Below are 17,697 nucleotides of genomic sequence, written 5' to 3'. Positions count from 1 at the left end.
GATTGCGATGCCACCGGTCAGGCTGTAACAACCACTTCCAAGGAAACGGGGACCACTGATGGATGAGGCAACGGCAGGAGCCGGCGCGGAGCAGGACGGACTAACGCCCGTCAAGCCGGCGGAGGCGGAACTGCTGGTGGTTACCGGCATGTCGGGGGCGGGACGCAGTACCGCTTCGGACGCCTTGGAGGACCACGGTTGGTACGTTGTAGACAACCTTCCTCCCCAGATGCTTGGCACCTTGGCGGAAATCGTCTCTCACGCGCCCAAATCCATCCCCAAGCTGGCCGTAGTGGTGGATGTCCGAAGCAAGGACCTCTTTACTGACATCCAGACCGCTCTGGGCGCCTTGAGCGCCACTGGCATCACGTTCCGGGTACTGTTCCTCGATGCCAGCGATGAAGTCCTGGTCCGCCGGTTCGAACAAGGCCGGCGCCCGCATCCGCTGCAGGGCGGTGGACGGATCCTTGACGGAATCGGCATAGAGCGTGAGGTCCTGCGCGAACTCCGCGAGCATGCCGACGTCGTTTTGGACACCAGTGACTTCAACGTTCACGGCCTTGCAACGGCGATCACTGAACTCTTCAGCGATACCGGACCTGTGACGCTCCGGCTGAACGTCATGAGTTTTGGATTCAAGTACGGCTTGCCTGTAGACGCCAACTTCGTGGCCGACGCCCGTTTCATTCCCAACCCGCACTGGGTTCCGCAACTTCGTCCCCACACAGGCTTGGATGAGGACGTCAGCGACTACGTGCTAACCGCTGATGGGGTCCAGGAGTTCGTGGACCGTTACGTCAAGGCCCTGGAACCGGTCCTGGACGGCTACCGCCAGGAGAACAAGCATTACGCCACCCTTGCTGTGGGATGCACAGGTGGCAAGCACCGTTCGGTGGCAGTCGCCGTCGAGCTCTCCAAACGCCTCGCGCAATATCCGCGCGTTACCGTCACAACCACGCACCGCGACCTGGGGCGTGAGTAATGGGAGTCCTCACAGGTCCGTTGCCCCTCATCCCGCCCAAGGGCGTTCCGGGCAGCCAACAAAACAAGAGTCCTTCCGTGGTGGCCCTCGGCGGCGGACACGGATTGGCGGCCTCGCTCTCCGCGCTTCGTCTGTTGACGTCAGAACTGACGGCAATCGTCACGGTAGCTGACGACGGCGGCTCCTCCGGGCGTCTACGGGACGAGTATGGAGTCCTGCCGCCAGGCGACTTGCGGATGGCACTGAGCGCGCTGTGCGATGACACCGACTGGGGGCGCACATGGCGGGACGTCATGCAGCACCGCTTCGCTGCGGGAACCGCCAAGGGCGGTTCGCTGGACCACCACGCGATGGGCAACCTGCTTATCGTCACCCTCTGGGAGCTGCTGGGGGATACCGTGGCCGGCCTCAAATGGGCCGGGGCGTTGCTGGGCGCGCGAGGCCAGGTGCTGCCGATGTCCAGTGTTCCTTTGACCATCGAGGGCCAAGCCCGGGTGGAACTGCCCGGCGGGGGACACGAACTGCAGACGGTCAGCGGCCAGGCGAAATGCGCGGTTGCTGGAAAACTGGAGGAAGTGCGGCTGCTGCCCGAGGACGCCCGAGCCTGCACTGAGGCGCTCACCGCGATCGAGCTCGCCGATTGGGTCATTCTCGGACCAGGGTCCTGGTACACATCGGTATTGCCCCATTTGTTGCTCCCGGAGCTTCGGCAAGCCTTGGGCGATACTGCAGCCAAACGCTGCCTCACCATGAATCTTGATGTCGAAACCAAGGAAACGTCCGGCATGACGGCGGCCGACCACTTGGATGTCCTTCGACGCTACGCACCGGAGTTCAGCGTCGACGTCGTGCTCGCCGATCCCTCCGCGATCCAGGACCTGAAGGCCTTTGAGAAAGCAGCGGGGATGATCGGTGCGGAAGTGGTGTTGGGTAGAGTAGGGGCTTCGAGGCGCCGCCCCGTCCACGATCCACTGCTCTTGGCGGCGGCGTACCACGATATTTTCGGGAACAGTTAGGAATACACACGCGATGGCACTTACCGCGTCGGTCAAGGACGAACTGTCCCGGCTGGACATCAAGAAATCTTCAGTCCGAAAAGCTGAGGTTTCGGCCATGCTCCGCTTTGCTGGCGGCTTGCATATTATTTCGGGACGAATCGTCATCGAAGCTGAGGTGGACCTGGCCTCGACTGCCCGGCGTCTGCGCGCCGCGATTGCCGAGGTTTACGGACACCAGAGCGAGATCATCGTGGTCTCAGGCGGCGGCCTGCGCCGGGGCAGCCGCTACGTGGTCCGTGTTGTCCGCGACGGCGAAGCCCTGGCACGCCAAACAGGACTCCTGGATGGTCGCGGCCGTCCGGTACGCGGACTGCCTTCTGTAGTTGTCAATGGCTCTGCGGCCGATGCGGAAGCCGTCTGGCGCGGAGCTTTCCTGGCCCATGGATCCCTCACCGAACCCGGACGTTCCTCGTCCTTGGAGGTAACCTGTCCCGGGCCGGAGTCCGCACTGGCACTCGTGGGTGCTGCACGGCGGCTGGGCATACAGGCCAAGGCCCGCGAGGTCCGCGGCGTCGACCGCGTGGTTATCCGCGACGGCGACACGATCGCCGCGCTCCTTACCCGAATGGGCGCACATGACGCCTTGATGGTCTGGGAGGAGCGGCGCATGCGCAAGGAAGTCCGGGCCACTGCCAACAGGCTGGCCAACTTTGATGACGCCAACCTTCGCCGTTCGGCGCAGGCTGCCGTGGCGGCCGGTGCCAGGGTGGACCGCGCGCTTGAAATTCTGGGCGATGACGTTCCGGATCACCTGAAGTATGCGGGGGAGCTCAGGGTCGCCCACAAGCAGGCAAGCCTGGACGAGCTGGGCCGCCTTGCCGATCCCCCCATGACCAAGGACGCCATTGCGGGCCGTATACGCCGCTTGCTCGCGATGGCTGACAAACGCGCACTGGATCTCGGAATTCCCGGTACGGAAGCAAATGTGACTCCGGAAATGATGGACGAGTAGGTCCCGCCCATAGAATCGAGATCGTGTGGAGGAAATACTGTGAGGCCGCAGCGGGTTGTTGCCGGTGGCGGCAGGAGCAGGGCTTCTTCCCCAAGGATTTCCGGCTGGCCTGCCGGCCGGATGAACACAACGAGAGTTACCAAACCGGACTTCGGTCCATTACATTGGAGGATTTCGTGACAGAGTACGTTCTGCCCGAGCTCGGCTACGACTACGCAGCTCTTGAGCCGCACATTTCGGCGAAGATCATGGAGCTGCATCACAGCAAGCACCACGCTGCGTACGTTGCAGGCGCCAACAACGCCCTCAAGCAGCTTGCTGAAGCCCGTGAAACGGGTGACTTCGCCAACATCAACCGCCTCTCCAAGGACCTCGCGTTCCACACCGGCGGCCACATCAACCACTCCGTGTTCTGGAACAACATCTCCCCGGACGGCGGCGACAAGCCTGAAGGCGAACTCGCAGCAGCCATCGAGGATGCCTTTGGTTCATTTGACGCTTTCCGTGCCCAGTTCACCGCTGCCGCACTCGGCCTGCAGGGTTCCGGCTGGGCCTTCCTGGCTTACGAGCCCATCGGTGGCAACCTGGTCATCGAGCAGCTCTACGATCAGCAGGGCAACGTCGCCGTTGGCACCACTCCGCTGCTCATGCTGGACATGTGGGAGCACGCCTTCTACCTGGACTACGTCAACGTCAAGGCTGACTACGTCAAGGCATTCTGGAACATCGCCAACTGGGCAGACGTCGCCAAGCGCTTCGAAGCAGCCCGCGCCAACGCTACGGGCCTCATCGTTCTGTAGTTGGTGAGCCCCGGTTCACGTTCATGTAACAAAAGTCACATTAACAGTGAAATGGGACCAAATACTGGAAAGCCTGCCCCCGCAGTTGCGGGGGCAGGCTTAGTTAAACGTAAGATGGGTCACGGAAGGCGGTTAGCCTTCAGCAACGTGGCTGGTCGCCCTCCGATCTGATAATCACCTCTGCCCAATGACGTGCGGGGTCTGTTAGTTGGAAATAAAAATCCGACTCACTAGGCGTGCTTGCAAGAGCACCAAGGAGATTGACACACAGTGACCACCCGTATTGGTATCAACGGCTTCGGCCGCATCGGCCGTAACTACTTCCGCGCAGCACTGGCCCAGGGCGCAGACCTTGAGATCGTCGCAGTCAACGACCTCACCAGCCCCGAGACCCTCGCCCACCTCCTGAAGTACGACTCCGTCGGTGGCCGTCTGACCCAGTCCGTGGAAGTCAAAGAGGGCAACCTGATTGTTAATGGCCAGTCCATCACCGTCCTTGCCGAACGCGATCCCGCCAACCTTCCCTGGGGCGAGCTCGGTGTCGACATCGTCATCGAGTCCACCGGTTTCTTCACCAAGGCAGCAGCTGCACAGAAGCACATCGACGCCGGCGCCAAGAAGGTCCTCATCTCGGCACCTGCCAGCGACGAAGACATCACCATCGTCATGGGCGTGAACCACGAGCTCTACGATCCCGCGGCGCACCACATCATTTCCAACGCATCCTGCACCACCAACTGCCTTGGCCCGCTGGCCAAGGTAGTCAACGACGCCTTCGGTATCGAGCGTGGCCTGATGACCACGGTTCACGCCTACACGGCTGACCAGAACCTGCAGGACGGCCCCCACGGCGACCTCCGCCGTGCCCGCGCTGCCGCCATCAACATGGTTCCCACCTCCACTGGCGCCGCCAAGGCCATCGGCCTGGTCCTGCCGGAGCTCAAGGGCAAGCTCGATGGCTACGCCATCCGCGTTCCCGTCCCCACCGGTTCCGCCACGGACCTCACGGTCACTGTTTCCCGCGAAGTTACGGTCCAGGAAGTCAACGCCGCAGTCAAGGCTGCCGCGGAGTCCGATCAGTTCGCCGGGATCCTTAGCTACACGGATGCTCCCATCGTGTCCTCGGATATTGTTGGCGACCCCGCTTCCTCGATCTTCGACTCCGGTCTGACCAAGGTCATCGGCAACCAGGTCAAGGTTGTTTCCTGGTATGACAACGAGTGGGGCTACTCCAACCGCCTCGTCGACCTCACGGAGCTCGTCGCATCCAAGCTGGGCTAGGGTAGACACATGACATCTCACACCCTCAACGAACTCATCGCTGAAGGTGTCCGCGGGCGGTACATTCTGGTCAGAAGTGACCTTAATGTGCCGCTCGACGGCTCTACAGTGACCGACGACGGCCGCATCAAGGCCTCCCTCCCGGTCCTTAAGAAGCTCTCGGACGCCGGTGCCCGTGTGCTCGTAACCGCCCACCTCGGCCGCCCCAAGGGCGCCCCTGAGGAAAAGTACTCTTTGAAGCCCGCAGCGACCCGCCTTGCGGAACTTGCGGACTTCAACGTCCAATTGGCTGCTGATACCGTTGGCGACTCCGCCAAGGAGCTGGCAGCTGCATTGCAGGATGGCGAAGTACTCATCTTGGAAAACGTGCGTTTCGACTCCCGCGAGACCAGCAAGAACGACGCCGAGCGTGGCGCATTCGCTGACGAGCTGGTTGCCCTCACGGGTGACAACGGCGCGTTCGTGGACGATGCCTTCGGCGCAGTCCACCGCAAGCACGCCAGCGTCTACGACGTCGCAACGCGGCTGCCGTCTTACCTCGGCGACCTGGTGCACACCGAGGTGGAAGTCCTCCGGAAGCTCACCGCAGACACCCAGCGGCCTTACGTCGTTGTCCTGGGCGGTTCCAAAGTCTCGGACAAGCTGGCAGTCATCGACAACCTCCTTGGCAAGGCAGATACCATCCTGGTTGGTGGCGGCATGCTGTTCACCTTCCTGGCCGCCGAAGGCCATAAGGTAGCTGGCAGCCTCCTGGAAGAAGACCAGATTCCTGTAGTGCAGGACTACCTCAAGCGTGCGGCTGACGCCGGTACGTCGTTCGTGATTCCCACGGACGTCGTGGTTGCGAGCCGTTTCGCGGCGGACGCCGAGCACGAAGTTGTCCGCGCGGATGCCATTGAGGAAAGCTCCTTTGGTGCCTCCGGCATTGGACTGGACATCGGGCCCGAATCCGCGTCTGCTTTTGCGGCGCAGATCGAAGGGGCCAAGACCGTGTTCTGGAATGGCCCCATGGGCGTCTTCGAATTCGAGGCATTCTCCAGCGGCACGCGGGCCATCGCGCAGGCCCTGACTGACACTGTGGCCTTCACGGTGGTCGGTGGCGGCGACTCAGCCGCAGCAGTAAGGACCCTCGGCTTCGAGGATTCGCAGTTTGGCCACATCTCCACCGGTGGCGGGGCCAGCTTGGAATATCTTGAAGGCAAGGAACTTCCGGGCCTCAGCGTCCTGGACCGCTAAACAGCAATCCGGCCGGCAGGACGCCCACGCGTCCTGCCGGCTGTTCCATTTATCAACGCATTCTTGGAGTTCATGTGACTACCTCTGCCAACGGCAACTTTGTCCGAAAGCCCTTCATCGCAGGCAACTGGAAGATGAACATGGACCACGTCCAGGGCATCACCTTGCTTCAGAAGCTCGCTTGGACCCTCTCGGACGCCAAGCATGACTACAACCGTGTAGAGGTTGCCGTCTTCCCTCCGTTCACTGATCTCCGGGGCGTGCAGACGCTCGTACAGGGCGACGAACTTGACGTCGTTTACGGCGGCCAGGATCTGTCCCAGTTCGACTCCGGCGCCTATACCGGTGACATCTCCGGCCAGTTCCTCAGCAAGCTGGGCTGCGCCTATGTCCTGGTGGGGCACAGTGAACGCCGCACCATCCACAACGAGTCCGACGACGTCCTGAACGCAAAGGTCAAAGCCGCGTTCCGCCACGGAGTCACCCCAGTCCTTTGCGTCGGTGAAGGCCTCGAAATCCGTCAGGCAGGAACACACGTGGAGCACACGCTGGCCCAGCTGCGCGCCGGTGTCGAAGGCCTCACACCGGAACAGGCCGCTGAGCTTGTGGTCGCCTATGAGCCCGTGTGGGCTATCGGAACCGGCGAAGTTGCAGGCCCGGAAGACGCACAGGAAATGTGTGCTGCCATCCGCGTCGAACTTGCCAAGCTCTTCGACGAGGGCGTAGCTGAAAAGACGCGCCTTCTGTACGGAGGCTCTGTCAAGGCTAACAACGCCGCCGCCATCATGGCAGAAAACGATGTTGACGGCCTGCTTGTGGGTGGCGCCAGTTTGGACCCAGCTGAGTTTGCTAACATTGTCAGGTTCGAGAGCCACCTCGTCACGGACTAGTCCGGCTCCCGTTTTCCGCTTCTTCGAAAGGCCGTCGTGGACGTTCTTCATGTCATTCTGCAGATCCTGCTGGGCGTAACCAGCCTTCTGCTGACGCTGCTCATTCTTCTCCACAAGGGACGTGGAGGCGGTTTGTCCGACATGTTCGGTGGGGGAATGAGCTCCGGATTGAGCTCTTCCGGCGTTGCTGAGCGGAACCTGAACCGCTTCACCATCATTCTTGGTGTCACCTGGGGAGTCGTCATCATCGGCCTGGGTCTGATCATGCGCTTCACATCGGGCGGCGATTCCTAAAAGTTTGCGTAGGAAGGCTCCTGCAAGGGAGCCTTCCCAGCACTTCTGAATCATTCGGCACCAAACACCAGTGCCGCCGTCGTACCCCTCGCATTAGACTGGGCCTGTTGGCCGTAAGGCCTACGGGCCGTGACGGCCAACCACCGAGTCGCTAGGGGTTCGAAAATGGTTCATGGCACGCCTGGTTACCGGGGCACCCGCGTTGGTGTAGCACTGGGATCTGCTCCGCGACATCAAAGCGACCACGGCGATGGAGAACAACTGCCGCGTATTCGTGTCCCGTATTGGTGCGCCAAGGGACACGAGACGCGGCTTGTTTTCCTTAAACTGCCGGACGAACAAATACCGAAGAACTGGGACTGCCCAAAGTGTGGCCTCCTTGCATCGAGGGACCCCGGCCAGGTTGCGGAAACCCGGCCGGAAGACGACCTCTTCAAGTCCCACTTGGATTACGTTAAAGAAAGACGCTCCAGCCAGGACGCCGAAATCGTCCTGGCTGGAGCGTTGGAGCGGTTACGCGCCCGCGGGGTCCTTCCGGACCAACTGCTGGGGGACACGTGACGCTGCATTCTCGTCGATGAGCCAAAGGGTCCTGGAGCGCCCAACGGGGCCTGCTGCGGGGACCTGAACAGGGTTGGCGCCTGCCAGGGCAAGGCCCACGGCACCGGCCTTGTCCTCGCCCGCTACCACCATCCAGATTTCCTGGGCCGTGTTGATGGCCGGCAAAGTGAGGGAAATGCGCGACGGCGGCGGCTTGGGTGAGTTTTCGACACCCACCACCGTACGGCTCTTCTCCCTGATGGCTGCCTGCTCCGGGAAAAGGGAAGCGACGTGGGCGTCTGGACCAACACCGAGTAGCAGTACGTCGAAGCGCGGCAAGACACCGGGCTCCTCCGGACGGGTATCGGACATGTCAGCGGCATGCTCTGCCTCTGCTGCTGCCTTCAGCCTGTCGGCATAGTCAGCCGCAGCGTCATCAGCCGATGCGAACTCGTCCGATGAACCCGGCTCATGGACGCGGGCAGCATCAACAGGAAGGTGCGCGAGCAGGGCCTGGTGTGCCTGGCGGGTATTGCGATCATCGCTGTCCGCGGCCACAAACCGTTCATCACCCCACCAGAAGTTCACCTTAGACCAATCGACAGCTGGTGCCGCAGCAGAATCCGCCACCGCCTTCAGGGTGCCAATCCCGACAGTGCCTCCTGTCAGGACCACCGTGGCCTCACCGTGCTTGTCCTGGACATCCACGAGCTTGGTGATCAGGCGGGCCGCAATGGCCGCCATGAGCACCTTGGAATCGGGGTGGATGCTTACTCTGGGCTCAGCGTGCACTGGTCTGGACTCTCCTCTGACTGGTTAATGGCAGTCCCATCGTAATCACTTCTCCGAAAACTTCGTCCGGGTCCAGCCGGCGAAGTTCTTCGGCAAGGCAATCTTTCAGGCTGCGTCGGGGGAGGGTGATGCGCTGGGCAGGCTGGCCGGGCTGCGTCAGCTCGGCCACGGACAATCCGGGGCGGAAAAGCTGAACGTCACCGCTGGCACGCGTCATGCGGACGCGGCGGATGCCCGTACCCGCCGGATCGGCAACGATCGTCACGGGCGCCTGCAGGGCAAGGCCCAACCAGGCTGCGAGGAGCAGGGTGCTAGGGGAGTCAGAAGCACCTTCAACGGCTACGGCGGAGACGGGGTCGTTGTCCACTTGATCGAACACGGCTGCGAGCTGCATGCGCCAGTTCGTCAGGCGGGTCCATGCGAGGTCTGTGTCGCCTGCCTTGTAGGTCCGGCGAATGTTCTCCAGCGCCTGGGCGGGGTCAGGCTCGTTCGCGGAGTCCGTGATGCGCCGGTGGGCAATACGACCGATGGACGTCTCGCAGGCGCTTTCCGGTGCGCCGTGAGGCCACCAGGCCACGATCGGTGCGTCCGGAAGCAGCAGGCCCGCCACCAAGGACTCACTTTCGTGGGCCATGTGTCCAAACCCTCGCAGGACGATAACTTCGGAAGCACCGGCATCCCCGCCAACGCGGATCTGCGCGTCAAGGCGGTCCGGTGCCTCAACCCCGGCATCGGCAAGCACGATGATGCGGCAGGGGTGTTCGCGGCTGGCCTCGTTGGCCGCCTCGATGGCGTCTTCTTCCTGCCCGGACTTCGTGACAACCACCAAGGTCAGCACACGGCCCAGGGCGATCACGCCGCCTTGTTCCCTTAGCGACATGATCTTCTTGGAGATCTTGGAGGTGGTTGTGTCGGGAAGATCTACGATCATGGCCTTCTCCAGGTTCGTCCATCACGGGCAAGGAGTTCATCGGCTGAAGCCGGTCCCCAGCTACCGGGTGCGTACGGTTGCGGTTGTTCTTCCAGGCCCGCCCAGTACTCTTCGAACGGGTCCAGGATCTTCCAGGACAGCTCAACTTCCTGGTGGCGCGGGAAGAGCGGCGGTTCGCCCAGGAGTACGTCCAGGATGAGTCGTTCGTAGGCTTCCGGGCTGGACTCCGTAAACGAGTGGCCGTAGCCGAAGTCCATCGTGACGTCGCGGACCTCCATTTGCGTGCCCGGGACCTTGGAACCAAATCGGATTGTGGCGCCCTCGTCAGGCTGAACACGGATCACCACGGCGTTCTGGCCGAAGTCGTCGTCGTTGTGGTCCCGGAACAGCAGGTTGGGTGCACGCTTAAAGACGACCGCGATCTCGGTCACTCGACGGCCAAGACGCTTGCCGGCGCGAAGGTAGAACGGGACACCGTTCCAGCGTCGGGTGTTGATGTCCACGCGGATCGCAGCATACGTTTCGGTCTTGGAATCAGCCGGAATACCGTCCTCATCCAAGTACCCCAGTACCTCTTCGCCGCCCTGCCAACCACCGGTAAATTGTCCCCTGGCAGAATGCGTGGACAAATCATCGGGCAGCTTAACGGCCGCGAGGACCTTTTCCTTCTCAGCACGCAGGTCATCCGCGTTGAAGGAGATAGGCTCTTCCATCGCCGTCAAGGCCAGGAGCTGCAGCAGGTGGTTCTGGATGACGTCGCGGGCCGCGCCCACGCCATCGTAATATCCTGCACGGCCACCGGTGCCGATGTCCTCAGCCATGGTGATCTGGACGTGGTCAACATAGTTGGCGTTCCAGAGCGGTTCGAACAACTGGTTCGCGAAGCGCAGCGCCAGAATGTTCTGGACCGTTTCCTTGCCCAGGTAATGATCGATCCTGAACACGGCATCCGGCGGGAACACTGACTCGACAATGTCATTGAGCTGACGGGCTGACTCGAGGTCGTGACCGAACGGCTTTTCGATGACCACACGCCGCCACTGGCCGGGCTTCGCCTGAGCCAGGCCATGCTTGGAGAGCTGGCGACAAACCTGCTCGAACGCCTTGGGCGGGATGGAGAGGTAGAAGCCATGGTTGCCACGCGTTCCGCGGGTCTCGTCCAGCTCCTCCAGCACGTCGCCGAGGCGCTCAAAGGCGTCGTCGTCGTCGAATTCGCCCTGAACGAAGCGGATGCCTGAAGCCAACTGTTCCCAGACGGCTTCGTCAAACTTGGTCCGTGCATGGGCCTTGACGTTCTCTTTCACCTCCGCCGCGAAGTCGGCGTTGTCCCACTCACGTCGTCCGAACCCAACCAAGGCAAAGCTTGGCGGAAGCAGGCCGCGGTTGGCGAGGTCATAGACCGCAGGCATGAGTTTCTTACGGGCGAGGTCGCCGGTGACTCCGAAGAACACCAACGACGACGGCCCGGCGATGCGGTTCAGGCGCCGGTCCCGCGGATCCCGCAAGGGATTCCGCAGGCCGGCGTTCTTCCTGCCGTTTTCAGTTTCTGGCATGTTTGGTTTTGTGCCTTAGCTTTCGAGTGCGCTGGCCTGGCCGGCCAGTGCAGCGACGACTTCCTGGAGCTGGGCTACGCCGGCCGCACGCTCGGTGAGGTGCAGGCGCAACACGGGACGGCCATGGCCTTCCAGGACCTGGGCGTCGCCCGAGGCCTGTGCAGCAATGAGCTCCCCGAAAGTGAAGGGGCGGTCAGGGATTTCCAGATCCAAAGACGAGGCCGCCGTGATCTGAAGGAACACACCAATAGCCGGACCGCCCTTGTGGAACTGACCCGTGGAATGCAGGAACCGCGGGCCCCATCCGAACGTCACCGGACGGCCGGAGACAGCGGCGAGTTCGTCACGGATACCTTCCAGGGGCGCATGGGAGATGCGGTCCAGGTAAGCCTGGACACTGAGGTAACCGTCAGGACCAAGCTGGGCCAGAAGTGCCTGCACGGCTTCGGCTGCGGTGGCAGCACTACCGAGCCAATCGCCGCCGCGAACCTCCACGACGCCGTCGGTGAACGCGGCCGGAGTTGGCTCAGGGCGGGCATCCAGCAAGCCGCGCGCGGCCACCTTGGCAGCCTCGACATCGGGCTGGTCAAACGGGTTGATGCCCAGCAGACGTCCTGCAACTGCGGTCGCGAATTCCCAAAGGAACATCTGGGAAGCCAAGCCGCCTGCGATCGCAACTTCGTTTTCACGAAGTTCGACGTCGGCGTCCGCACTGACCAGTCGGACCACCAGGACATCCTCGGCGCCGCCAAGAGCTTCCGGGGAATCGGGGCCCGCGACAACAGGCAGCACACCCGTGCCAAGCTTGCCCGTCGACTCCGCGATCAGCTGCTCGGCCCAGTCAGCGAAGCCCACAATGCCGGAACCGTCCTCGGCAATGACGATCTTGTTGCGCAGAGGATTGGTACCGCCCAGGGCAATACCCAAAGCGAGGCCAATGTTGTCCTCCGAATCCTCATTGAGGATCTCGGCAGCCTCCTCAGCTTCGTCCAGGAAAGCCTGGATGTCCACGCCAGCCAGGCCACACGGGACAAGCCCGAACGCCGTGAGTGCAGAGAAGCGGCCGCCGACGTTCGGATCGGCGTTGAACACTGCACGGTAGCCGGCCTCGCGGGAGGCCTTGTCCAGCGGCGACCCCGGATCCGTCACGATGATGATCCGACTCTTGGCGTCGATACCGGCGTCGTTGAACGTTTTCTCGAACACCCTGCGCTGGGAATCGGTCTCAACGGTTGAACCGGACTTGGAGGAGACCACAATTGCGGTCGCCGCCAGCCCGTCCGTCAAAGCAGCACTGACCTGCTCGGGATCTGTGCTGTCCAGCACAGTCAGCTCGACGCCGGCGGTGCCGGCGATGACCTCAGGAGCCAAGGAGGAGCCACCCATGCCACAGAGGACAATACGGGAGACGCCCTCGGCGCGGAGAGCATCGCGAAGTTCGAGAATGCTCTCCACCAAAGGTTGCGATACGGCGGCAGCCTCAACCCAGCCCAGACGGATGGCCGACTCGGACTCCGCTTCAGGACCCCACAATGTGTGGTCTTTGGCGAAAATCCTCGTGGCGACCTTGTCCTCTACCAGGCTGGAGATGTTCTGGGCGATGGCCTGCTGCGCGGCACCGCTGGCGTCGTAGCTGATTGTGCTCATGGTTGGTTAAGAAGCCTTCCGTGCAGTGGCGAGGGCGCCTTCAACGTCGGCCAGGAGTTCCTTCCAGCTGGCCACGAACTTCTCGAGGCCTTCGGTCTCAAGCACAGCTACGACGTCGTTGTATGAGACGCCAAGTGCTTCGAGTGCGTCGAGGGTCTGGTTCGCTTCTGCGTAGGTGCCCGTGATGGTATCACCGGTGACTACGCCGTGATCGAACGTTGCGTCGAGTGTCTTTTCCGGCATGGTGTTGACCACGCCAGGGGCGACGAGTTCGGTGACGTACAAGGTGTCCGGGTAGGCCGGGTCCTTGACTCCGGTGGAGGCCCACAGCGGACGCTGGGGGAGGGCGCCGGCTTCGGCGAGCAAGGTCCAACGTTCGGTGGAGAACAGCTCTTCGTAGACCTGGTAGGCGAGGCGTGCGTTGGCGACGCCCGCCTTGCCCTTGAGGGCCTTGGCTTCGTCGGTGCCGATGGCGTCAAGGCGCTTGTCGATCTCGCTGTCCACGCGGGAAACGAAGAAGGATGCCACGGAGTGGATCTTGGAGAGGTCGTGGCCGTTGTCCTTGGCCTGCTCCAGGCCGGACTGGAAGGCGTTGATGACGGCGCGGTAGCGCTCCAGGGAGAAGATCAGGGTCACGTTGACGCTGATGCCCTCGGCCAATGTTGCCGTGATGGCTTCCAGGCCTTCGAGGGTCGCCGGGATCTTGATGTGGACGTTGTCCTTGTTGACCTTGCCGTACAGGTGCTTGGCCTCCGCAATCGTGGCCTGGGTGTCCCAGGCAAGGCGGGGATCCACCTCGATGGACACGCGGCCGTCCACGCCATTGGTGGCGGCGGCGACCGGTGCGAACAGATCGCAGGCGTCGGCGACGTCGGTGGTGGTGATCTCGAAGATGGTCTCTTCGACGCTGGCACCGGCCGCGGCCTGCGCGGCGATCGTGCCGTCATAGTCCGTGCCGGTGGTGATGGCGGCGTGGAAGATGGACGGGTTGGTGGTGACACCGACTACGTTCTTTTCGTCGATGAGCTTCTGCAGCGTGCCCGTTTCAAGGCGGTTGCGGGAAAGGTCATCGAGCCAGATGGAAACGCCGGCGTCGGAGAGTTGCTGCGTGGGGGTGCTGGTCATTTGTTTTCTCCTTGATAGAGGTATCAGGCGCTCAGGCCTGCGAGGGAGTCTTTAGCAGCGGCGGCAACAGCTTCGGCAGTAATGCCGAATTCCTGGAACAACCGCTTGTAGTCTGCCGAGGCACCGAAGTGTTCAAGGGAGACCATACGTCCGGCGTCACCGACGAATTCGCGCCATCCCAGCGCAAGGCCGGCTTCGACGGAAACGCGTGCCTTCACATCGGCCGGGAGCACGGACTCACGGTAGGCCTCGTCCTGCTTGTTGAACCATTCCACGCACGGCATGGAAACAACGCGGGTGGCGATGCCTTCGGCCTGGAGTGCTTCGCGGGCTGCGACGGCGAGCTGGACCTCGGAGCCGGTGCCGATCAGGATGACCTGGGCGTCAACGGTTTCGCCGTCCTTGGAAGCCTCAGCCAGGACGTAACCGCCCTTGGCCACACCAGCGGTGGAACCGAAGGTGTCACCTTCTGCTGTGCCTTCGCCGCGGGCGTAGGTGGGGATGTTCTGGCGGGTCAGCACGATGCCGGCTGGGTTCTCGTGGTTCTCGAGCATGGCCTTCCACGCTGCCGAGACCTCGTTCGCGTCACCGGGGCGGACCACGTCCAGGCCCGGGATGGCACGCAGCGAAGCGAGTTGCTCCACGGGCTGGTGGGTAGGACCGTCTTCGCCCAAGCCGATGGAGTCGTGCGTCCACACGTACAAGGACGGGACACCCATCAATGCGCCGAGGCGGATGGCCGGACGCTGGTAATCCGAGAAGATCAGGAACGTGCCCGAGAACGCACGGGTGCGTCCATGCAGGGAAATGCCGTTCACGATCGACGCAGCTGCGTGCTCACGGATACCGAAGTGCAGCACGCGTCCGTACGGGTTGCCCTTCCACGCATCGGTGGAGCGCGAGGTGGGGATAAACGACGGCGAGCCTTCAATGGTGGTGTTGTTGGACTCGGCGAGGTCGGCGGAACCGCCCCACAGCTCGGGGAGGACCGGGCCGATCGCGTTCAGGACCTTGCCCGATGCTGCACGGGTGGAGACGTCCTTGCCGGCTTCGAACACCGGCAGCGCGGCGTCGATGCCCACGGGAAGCTTCTTGGCCTCAACGCGCTCCAGCAGGGCAGCCGCGTCCGGGTTGGCGGACTGCCAGGCCTCGAACGAGGACTGCCAGGCAGCGCGGGATTCGGCGCCACGGTCCAGGACCTTGCGGGCGTGTGCCAGGACCTCTTCGTCAACATCGAAGGACTTCGCGGGATCGAAACCAAGCACGGTCTTCAGCGCTGCGACTTCCTCGGCACCCAGGGCCGAGCCGTGGATCTTGCCCGTGTTCTGCTTCTTCGGGGCCGGGTAGCCAATGATGGTGCGCAGCGAAATGATGGACGGCTTGTTCGTCTCAGCCTTCGCAGCCAGCAGCGCCGAGTAGAGTTCCTGGACGTCCTCGACGTAGTCACCGGTCTTTGTCCAGTCCACGCGCTGAGTGTGCCAGCCGTAGGCTTCGTAGCGCTTCAGGACATCTTCCGTGAACGCAACGTCAGTATCGTCTTCAATGGAAATGTGGTTCTCGTCGTAGATCACCACGAGGTTGCCCAGTTCCTGGTGGCCGGCCAGCGAGGACGCCTCGGACGTCACGCCTTCCTGGAGGTCGCCGTCGGATGCGATAACCCAGATCGTGTGGTCAAACGGCGACTCGCCGGCGGGAGCATCGGCGTCGAACAGGCCGCGCTGGCGGCGCTGGGAGTAAGCGAAGCCGACAGCCGAAGCCAGGCCCTGGCCCAACGGGCCGGTAGTGATCTCCACACCCGCGGTGTGCTTGTACTCGGGGTGCCCCGGGGTCAGCGAACCCCAGGTACGCAGTGCTTCGAGGTCCTTCAGTTCCAGGCCGTATCCGGAGAGGAACAGCTGGATGTAAAGCGTCAGTGACGTGTGGCCGGGGGACAGGACGAACCGGTCACGCCCAATCCAATCAGGGTTCTTCGGGTCATGGCGCATCAGCTTCTGGAACAGCAGGTACGCTGCCGGTGCCAAGCTCATAGCCGTGCCGGGGTGGCCATTTCCAACCTTCTCCACGGCGTCAGCAGCCAACACGCGAACGGTGTCAACCGCCTTCCGGTCCAGATCGGTCCATGACAGTTCTTGCTCTTCCAAATGTGGCACGAAAACCGAGCCCCTCTCTGTGCTGACGGCAGGCGGAAGGACACGGCACGCAGGAAGCACAGGATGGCGCCCGCTGCAATGTGTCTACCAGCCGTTCACCATTGAAACGTTGATCCTTCATCCAGACGCACGGATTATCCGAGAATACGGTTTCCCGGAGTGTCAACGTGTCCTGATCTGCTCAACAGCTTAGCCCTAAACGTGTCCTGGGACTCAGGGAATCCCACTAACTGGACAGAATTTCCCTTATATGAATCACGATGGCGCCCCTGGGAAGTGAACTTTCCGAAACATTGGCGTTTTTTGCGGACACGGACGCACTTCCGGCCACGGTATGATATCTGAAGGCCACCAGCGGTTTCATGCGCCTGCGGTTCCTTCTCGGAAACCCGGACGGCAGCCGCTGCGAGAAACCCAGAGCATAGAACAGAGTGACTGCCGCCGTGAGCACAACTGATACGCCCCTCAACGCGTCCCCGGCCCGGGGAAGCATCGGAATCTCCCGTAAGTTAAAGGCGTATCTGGCTCTCACCAAGCCCCGTGTCATCGAGCTGCTCCTGGTCAGCACGCTCCCCACCATGATCTTTGCCCAGCGCGGGTTCCCGTCTATTGGGCTCATTCTGGCAACACTCGTTGGGGGTGCCTTCGCGGCAGGCAGCGCCGGAGTGTTCAACTGCTACATCGACCGCGACATCGACAAATTGATGCACCGCACAGAGAAGCGTCCACTGGTCACCGGTGAAGTTTCGCCCCGGGAGGCTTTGGTTTTTGCCTGGATTCTCGGCGCCGCTTCAATCGCCATCCTGTGGTTCGGTGCGAACCCGTTGTCCGCATGGCTTGGGTTGGGTGCCATCGTTTTCTACGTGGTCATCTACACCATGATCCTGAAGCGCCGCACAGCACAGAATATCGTTTGGGGCGGGGCCGCCGGCTGCTTCCCGGTGCTGATCGCCTGGGCTGCAGTCACCAACACCGTTGAGTGGCCCTCCATTGTGCTGTTCATGGTCATTTTTCTGTGGACGCCTCCTCACTACTGGCCGCTGTCCATGCGCTACGGCGAGGACTACCGCAATGCCAACGTGCCTATGCTCGGAGCAATTGCCGGGGCCAAAGTTGTGTCCGTCCAGGTGGTCCTTTACGCCTGGGCCATGGTGGCTTGCTCGCTCCTGATGGTTCCCGTTGGCCGCGCGGGCTGGGTCTACACAATTGCGGCTGTAGCTGCCGGCGCCTGGTTCCTTTACGAGAGCCACGCCCTCTACAAGCGGGCACAGGGCGGCGACGTCTCCAACAAGGGGGCCATGAAGGTCTTCCACGGCTCCATCAGCTACCTGACGCTACTCTTCATCGCGCTGGCGGTAGACCCCTTCATCGGATCACCGATCATCGGCGGCTAACCTTAGGGACCGCTTTCCGCAAAAGAAGGCAAGACAAAGAAGGCGCGACGCCGGCACTCACCTGAGTTCCGG

16 protein-coding genes are annotated in these 17,697 nt (G+C 62.3%); 10 read left to right on the top strand and 6 right to left on the bottom strand.

Annotated features, from left to right (window positions below; genetic code table 11):
• Positions 1–58: 58 nt before the first annotated feature.
• The 9 genes from rapZ (at position 59) to AB4Z15_RS00040 (ending at position 8,054) form a co-directional block, all read left to right on the top strand.
• Positions 59–982 carry an RNase adapter RapZ gene (gene rapZ, locus AB4Z15_RS00080; RefSeq protein ID WP_442015480.1) on the top strand — a complete coding sequence of 308 codons (924 nt, stop codon included), beginning with the start codon at positions 59–61 and terminating at the stop codon, positions 980–982.
• The gene (locus tag AB4Z15_RS00075) at positions 982–1,998 is read left to right on the top strand and encodes a gluconeogenesis factor YvcK family protein (RefSeq protein WP_442005396.1); all 1,017 of its coding nucleotides are present in this window, start codon (positions 982–984) and stop codon (positions 1,996–1,998) included. The genes rapZ and AB4Z15_RS00075 overlap by 1 nt, the downstream gene beginning before the upstream one ends.
• 13 nt (positions 1,999–2,011) lie before the next feature.
• Complete coding sequence (gene whiA, locus AB4Z15_RS00070; protein ID WP_018777554.1) at positions 2,012–2,992, top strand: DNA-binding protein WhiA; 981 nt, start codon at positions 2,012–2,014, stop codon at positions 2,990–2,992.
• 176 nt (positions 2,993–3,168) lie between these two features.
• Positions 3,169–3,792, top strand: coding sequence for a superoxide dismutase (locus AB4Z15_RS00065; RefSeq protein WP_223932880.1), 624 nt, complete (start codon positions 3,169–3,171; stop codon positions 3,790–3,792).
• Between the two features lie 270 nt (positions 3,793–4,062).
• On the top strand, positions 4,063–5,073 hold the full coding sequence (gene gap / locus AB4Z15_RS00060) for a type I glyceraldehyde-3-phosphate dehydrogenase (RefSeq protein ID WP_431115204.1): 1,011 nt from the start codon (positions 4,063–4,065) through the stop codon (positions 5,071–5,073).
• Positions 5,074–5,082: 9 nt separating this feature from the next.
• Positions 5,083–6,309, top strand: a complete 1,227-nt coding sequence (locus tag AB4Z15_RS00055) for a phosphoglycerate kinase (RefSeq protein WP_442015479.1) — start codon at positions 5,083–5,085, stop codon at positions 6,307–6,309.
• Between the two features lie 74 nt (positions 6,310–6,383).
• Positions 6,384–7,199, top strand: coding sequence for a triose-phosphate isomerase (gene tpiA, locus AB4Z15_RS00050; protein WP_442005394.1), 816 nt, complete (start codon positions 6,384–6,386; stop codon positions 7,197–7,199).
• Positions 7,200–7,235: 36 nt separating this feature from the next.
• Positions 7,236–7,493 carry a preprotein translocase subunit SecG gene (gene secG / locus AB4Z15_RS00045; protein WP_216925786.1) on the top strand — a complete coding sequence of 86 codons (258 nt, stop codon included), beginning with the start codon at positions 7,236–7,238 and terminating at the stop codon, positions 7,491–7,493.
• A gap of 165 nt (positions 7,494–7,658) precedes the next feature.
• Positions 7,659–8,054, top strand: a complete 396-nt coding sequence (locus AB4Z15_RS00040; protein WP_442005392.1) for an RNA polymerase-binding protein RbpA — start codon at positions 7,659–7,661, stop codon at positions 8,052–8,054.
• Here the strand turns inward: AB4Z15_RS00040 and pgl are convergent.
• From pgl to tkt, 6 genes are read right to left on the bottom strand one after another with little or no spacing between them, the layout of a single operon-like run.
• Complete coding sequence (gene pgl, locus AB4Z15_RS00035) at positions 8,007–8,825, bottom strand: 6-phosphogluconolactonase (protein WP_442015478.1); 819 nt, start codon at positions 8,823–8,825, stop codon at positions 8,007–8,009. The two genes, AB4Z15_RS00040 and pgl, sit on opposite strands and share 48 nt — an antisense overlap.
• The gene (locus tag AB4Z15_RS00030) at positions 8,815–9,756 is read right to left on the bottom strand and encodes a glucose-6-phosphate dehydrogenase assembly protein OpcA (RefSeq protein ID WP_442015477.1); all 942 of its coding nucleotides are present in this window, start codon (positions 9,754–9,756) and stop codon (positions 8,815–8,817) included. The genes pgl and AB4Z15_RS00030 overlap by 11 nt, the downstream gene beginning before the upstream one ends.
• Entirely contained in the window at positions 9,753–11,309 is a 1,557-nt protein-coding gene (gene zwf, locus AB4Z15_RS00025) for a glucose-6-phosphate dehydrogenase (RefSeq protein WP_442015476.1), read from the bottom strand. The genes AB4Z15_RS00030 and zwf overlap by 4 nt, the downstream gene beginning before the upstream one ends.
• A 15-nt stretch (positions 11,310–11,324) precedes the next feature.
• Positions 11,325–12,956: a glucose-6-phosphate isomerase gene (locus AB4Z15_RS00020; RefSeq protein ID WP_442015475.1), complete on the bottom strand. Its 1,632-nt coding sequence runs from the start codon at positions 12,954–12,956 to the stop codon at positions 11,325–11,327.
• 6 nt (positions 12,957–12,962) lie between these two features.
• Positions 12,963–14,081, bottom strand: coding sequence for a transaldolase (gene tal / locus AB4Z15_RS00015; protein ID WP_442015474.1), 1,119 nt, complete (start codon positions 14,079–14,081; stop codon positions 12,963–12,965).
• A 23-nt stretch (positions 14,082–14,104) separates the two neighbouring features.
• Positions 14,105–16,231, bottom strand: a complete 2,127-nt coding sequence (tkt, locus tag AB4Z15_RS00010) for a transketolase (protein WP_442015473.1) — start codon at positions 16,229–16,231, stop codon at positions 14,105–14,107.
• Positions 16,232–16,662: 431 nt separating this feature from the next.
• Here tkt and AB4Z15_RS00005 point away from each other — a divergent pair, with 431 nt between their 5' ends.
• Positions 16,663–17,625, top strand: a complete 963-nt coding sequence (locus AB4Z15_RS00005) for a heme o synthase (RefSeq protein WP_442015472.1) — start codon at positions 16,663–16,665, stop codon at positions 17,623–17,625.
• The last annotated feature ends 72 nt before the right edge of the window (positions 17,626–17,697 follow it).

The organism is Paenarthrobacter sp. 2TAF44 (assembly GCF_052114885.1).
Lineage (GTDB): Bacteria > Actinomycetota > Actinomycetes > Actinomycetales > Micrococcaceae > Arthrobacter.
Note: the sequence above shows the minus strand (reverse complement) of the source record. Positions and strands in the feature narration are given on the sequence as shown.

Excerpts from the sequence above, each read along its gene's own strand:
- AB4Z15_RS00020 (WP_442015475.1), bottom strand. The coding sequence starts at position 12,956 with ATGAGCACAATCAGCTACGACGCCAGCGGTGCCGCGCAGCAGGCCATC.
- tal (WP_442015474.1), bottom strand. The coding sequence starts at position 14,081 with ATGACCAGCACCCCCACGCAGCAACTCTCCGACGCCGGCGTTTCCATC.
- whiA (WP_018777554.1), top strand. The coding sequence starts at position 2,012 with ATGGCACTTACCGCGTCGGTCAAGGACGAACTGTCCCGGCTGGACATC.
- zwf (WP_442015476.1), bottom strand. The coding sequence starts at position 11,309 with ATGCCAGAAACTGAAAACGGCAGGAAGAACGCCGGCCTGCGGAATCCC.
- AB4Z15_RS00055 (WP_442015479.1), top strand. The coding sequence starts at position 5,083 with ATGACATCTCACACCCTCAACGAACTCATCGCTGAAGGTGTCCGCGGG.
- rapZ (WP_442015480.1), top strand. The coding sequence starts at position 59 with ATGGATGAGGCAACGGCAGGAGCCGGCGCGGAGCAGGACGGACTAACG.
- AB4Z15_RS00030 (WP_442015477.1), bottom strand. The coding sequence starts at position 9,756 with ATGATCGTAGATCTTCCCGACACAACCACCTCCAAGATCTCCAAGAAG.
- AB4Z15_RS00040 (WP_442005392.1), top strand. The coding sequence starts at position 7,659 with ATGGTTCATGGCACGCCTGGTTACCGGGGCACCCGCGTTGGTGTAGCA.
- AB4Z15_RS00075 (WP_442005396.1), top strand. The coding sequence starts at position 982 with ATGGGAGTCCTCACAGGTCCGTTGCCCCTCATCCCGCCCAAGGGCGTT.